Genomic DNA, 3,291 nt, shown 5'->3' on the forward strand with positions numbered 1-3,291 from the left:
GCTCCGCGGGAAACCTCGTCGAGTGGTACGACGTCTACGTCTACACCGTTTTCGCCAGCTATTTCGAGGCGCAGTTCTTCGACAAGAACGACACCAACTCGACGGTGTACATCTACGCGATCTTCGCAGTGACCTTCATCATGCGACCGGTGGGATCGTGGTTCTTCGGACGGTTCGCCGACCGTCGCGGCCGCAAGGCCTCCCTGATGCTCAGCATCACCGTCATGTCGGCCTGCTCGTTCCTCGTGGCGGTCATGCCCACGCGCGAGATCATCGGCTGGTGGGCGGCGGTGATCCTGGTCTTCGCCCGCCTCGTGCAGGGGTTTGCCACCGGTGGTGAGTACGGCACGTCAGCGACGTATATGTCCGAGGCGGCCACCGCGAATCGGCGCGGCTTCCTGTCGTCCTTCCAGTACGTCACCCTCATCGGCGGTCACGTTCTCGCGCAGTTCACGCTCCTCATCGCGCTCAACTTCCTGGATACCGACGAGCTCAAGGCATGGGGGTGGCGGATCGGCTTCTTCATCGGCGGCATGGCCGCCCTGGTGGTGCTCTGGATTCGCCGCTCGATGGACGAGTCGCTGAGCGAATCGCACTTGGAGTCCATCCGTGAGGGCGAGGACCGCGACGCGGGATCCATGAAGACCTTGTTCACCACGCACTGGCGCCCCCTGCTGCTCGTGTTCCTCATCACGGCGGGCGGCACGATCGCGTTCTACACCTATAGCGTCAACGCGCCGGCAATTGTCAAGTCCACCTTTGGAACAGACCGGGCGCTGACGGCAACGTGGGTCAACCTGCTTGGCCTGATCTTCCTGATGTTGCTGCAGCCGGTTGGCGGCCTCATCAGCGACCGGGTCGGACGCAAGCCGCTTCTGATCTTCTTCGGTGTCGGTGGCGTTCTCTACACCTACGTCCTTCTCACGTTCCTCCCGCAGACGACGTCAGCGGTCACGGCGTTCTTGATACTGGCCGTCGGCTACGTCATCATCACCGGCTATACGTCAGTCAACGCGATCGTGAAGGCGGAGCTGTTCCCCGCCGAAATCCGGGCCCTGGGCGTGGGATTGGGCTACGCGCTCGCGAACTCGGTGTTCGGGGGCACGGCGCCGCTGCTCTACCAAGCATCCAAGCCCGATCACATCACCTTGTTCATCGTCTACGTCACGGTGGTGATCGGCGTGAGCTTGGTGGTCTACGTCTTCGGGCTGAAGAACAAGGGCGAGACGGTGCTCGACCGCGAGCAGGGCAGCGCCTGGGCGGTGCCTGCACCTTCTCGCTAGCCGCGATACTGCTCCACCAGCGCGGCGTACTCGTCGAGTAGCCGAAGGGATTCGTCGAGTGGCGCGGTGGGTAGCAGCAGCGCGATCTGGCCGAATCCCAAGTCATCGACGGCGCGCCAATACTCGAGGTCGGTGGGAGTGCCGAACTGCGCGAGCGGGACGTCGTGGCCTGCGCCGTCGCGCATCTGGTCGATCCTCTTGCTCAGCGTTTCCACCGGGAAGGGGTTGGCGATCCAGCCCGCGTGGTGCCGGATCACCCGCTTGACGGTGGCATCGGAGTTGCCGCCGATGTAGATGGGCGGATGCGGCTTCTGAACCGGCTTGGGCCGAAGGTACGTCGGATCGAAGTCGACGTACGTGCCGTGGTACTCGGCGGGTTCTGTCGTCCACAGCGCCGTGATCGCCTCGATGCGCTCGTCCAACAGCGCACCGCGGGTCTTGGGGTCCGTGCCGTGGTTGCGCAACTCCTCGATGTTCCAGCCGGCGCCTACGCCGAACACAAACCGGCCACCGGAGATCAGGTCGATGCTGGCGGCCTCCTTCGCGGTGATGATCGGGTCACGTTGGATGAGCAGGGCGATGCCAGTGAACAACTCGATCCGGGAGGTCACGGCGGCTGCAGCGGCCAGGGTGACGAACGGATCCAGCGTCCGGTAATACATGTCCGGCAACTCGCCACCCGTCGGGTACGGCGTCTCCCGGCTTGCCGGAATGTTCGTGTGCTCCGCGATCACCAGCGAATCGAAACCCCGATCCTCGATCGCACGGGCAAGCGACACCGAGTCGATTCCGTCATCGGTGACAAACGTGGAGATTCCGATCTTCATACGCCATCCCTATCGATCGACACGGTCGCGACAACCCTCGCCGCAACCACGGTATTCCCTGCGGAGAATCACCAGGGCAGGGGGCCATTTACGTCGAAGTAACCGCCGGTGGGGCCGTCGGCGTCGAGCTGCGCCATCCGCACGATGATCTCGGCGCCCTGTTCGACGGTTTGGGTGCCGGTGTTGCCGTTCAGGTCGGTCTTGGTGAAACCCGGCTCGACGGAGTTGATTCGCATGTGCGGGAACGCCTTCGCGTACTGCACGGTGATCATGTTGACCGCTGTCTTCGATGCCGGATAGGCCACGCCCGGATAGATGAGGGCAGGGGCGGCGGCGAGCCGGGTCAGCGATGCGAGGCCGCTGCTCACATTGACCACCACCGGGTTGGGGGACCGCTTCAGCAGTGGCAGAAATGCGTGCAGGACGCGGACCGTGCCGAAGACGTTGGTCTCGAAGGTCTTCCGCATCAGATCGGCGGTGATGTCCGCGGGGCCGAGCACGACGTTGTTCGGACCGCGCTCTTCCATCCCGGCGTTGTTCACCAGGACGTCGAGCCCTCCGTCGGCCTCGATCGTCCTCGCGGCGGCCTCCACCGACGCGTCGTCGGTGACGTCGAGCTGGACCGCCCGCGCGCCCAGCTGCTCCGCGGCCTGGTGGCCCCGCTCGGCGTCCCGGCTGCCGAGGTAGACCGTGTGGCCGGCGGCGATCAGTTGGCGGGCGCTCTCGAAGCCGAGACCCTTGTTGGCTCCGGTGATCAGTGTCGTCGTCATGCCTCCACGATGCCTGGCCGTTCCGGAGTCAGCCAGCAGCCCCGGCTTCCTAGGACTGTCAGTGCCAGGACGATTCGAGCGCTGCGGTGCACCATGGTGTGATGGCACGCTCGGAGTTCGGGAACACGGTGCGGTGCTGGCCGCAGGTGGGCCCCCTGACACTGGACTGCTACGTGCTCACCGTGGTCGGTCCGGACCTGCGCGTCATGGTGTACACCGCCGAGCCCGGAACCGAGGACGCCGAGCGACTCGCCCTCCTCGCCGTTGTCGGCACCCAGACACTCGCCGCGATGAGTTCTGCGTGACGAGGTGGTCCATACATCGGAGGTGAACGATGGATACGGACGAATACCCATTGCCAACTGTCGTCGACCGGACAGCATGGCAGGCAGAACTCGATCGGTTGTTGGC

General features: G+C 64.6%; 4 protein-coding genes. 2 read left to right on the top strand and 2 right to left on the bottom strand.

What is annotated here, in order from left to right:
• Positions 1-1,283, top strand: a 1,283-nt coding sequence (locus tag QOC69_RS35140; protein WP_526447311.1) for an MFS transporter, incomplete at its 5' end; no start/stop codon positions are given.
• On the opposite strand, the gene QOC69_RS35145 is transcribed toward QOC69_RS35140, so the two are convergent.
• Both QOC69_RS35145 and QOC69_RS35150 read right to left on the bottom strand, forming a co-directional pair.
• Positions 1,280-2,110, bottom strand: coding sequence for an LLM class F420-dependent oxidoreductase (locus QOC69_RS35145; protein ID WP_526447313.1), 831 nt, complete (start codon positions 2,108-2,110; stop codon positions 1,280-1,282). The genes QOC69_RS35140 and QOC69_RS35145 overlap by 4 nt on opposite strands.
• Positions 2,111-2,178: 68 nt before the next feature.
• Positions 2,179-2,880, bottom strand: a complete 702-nt coding sequence (locus tag QOC69_RS35150) for an SDR family oxidoreductase (RefSeq protein ID WP_526447315.1) — start codon at positions 2,878-2,880, stop codon at positions 2,179-2,181.
• A gap of 101 nt (positions 2,881-2,981) precedes the next feature.
• Between QOC69_RS35150 and QOC69_RS35155 the strand changes: the two genes are divergently transcribed.
• Complete coding sequence (locus QOC69_RS35155; RefSeq protein ID WP_526447317.1) at positions 2,982-3,185, top strand: MmyB family transcriptional regulator; 204 nt, start codon at positions 2,982-2,984, stop codon at positions 3,183-3,185.
• The last annotated feature ends 106 nt before the right edge of the window (positions 3,186-3,291 follow it).

It is taken from the genome of Mycobacterium sp., assembly GCF_032162105.1.
Taxonomy (GTDB): Bacteria; Actinomycetota; Actinomycetes; order Mycobacteriales; family Mycobacteriaceae; genus Mycobacterium.

Bases quoted from the DNA above. Each gene is read 5' to 3' on its own strand.
- QOC69_RS35145 (WP_526447313.1), bottom strand. From the start codon at position 2,110: ATGAAGATCGGAATCTCCACGTTTGTCACCGATGACGGAATCGACTCG.
- QOC69_RS35150 (WP_526447315.1), bottom strand. From the start codon at position 2,880: ATGACGACGACACTGATCACCGGAGCCAACAAGGGTCTCGGCTTCGAG.
- QOC69_RS35155 (WP_526447317.1), top strand. From the start codon at position 2,982: ATGGCACGCTCGGAGTTCGGGAACACGGTGCGGTGCTGGCCGCAGGTG.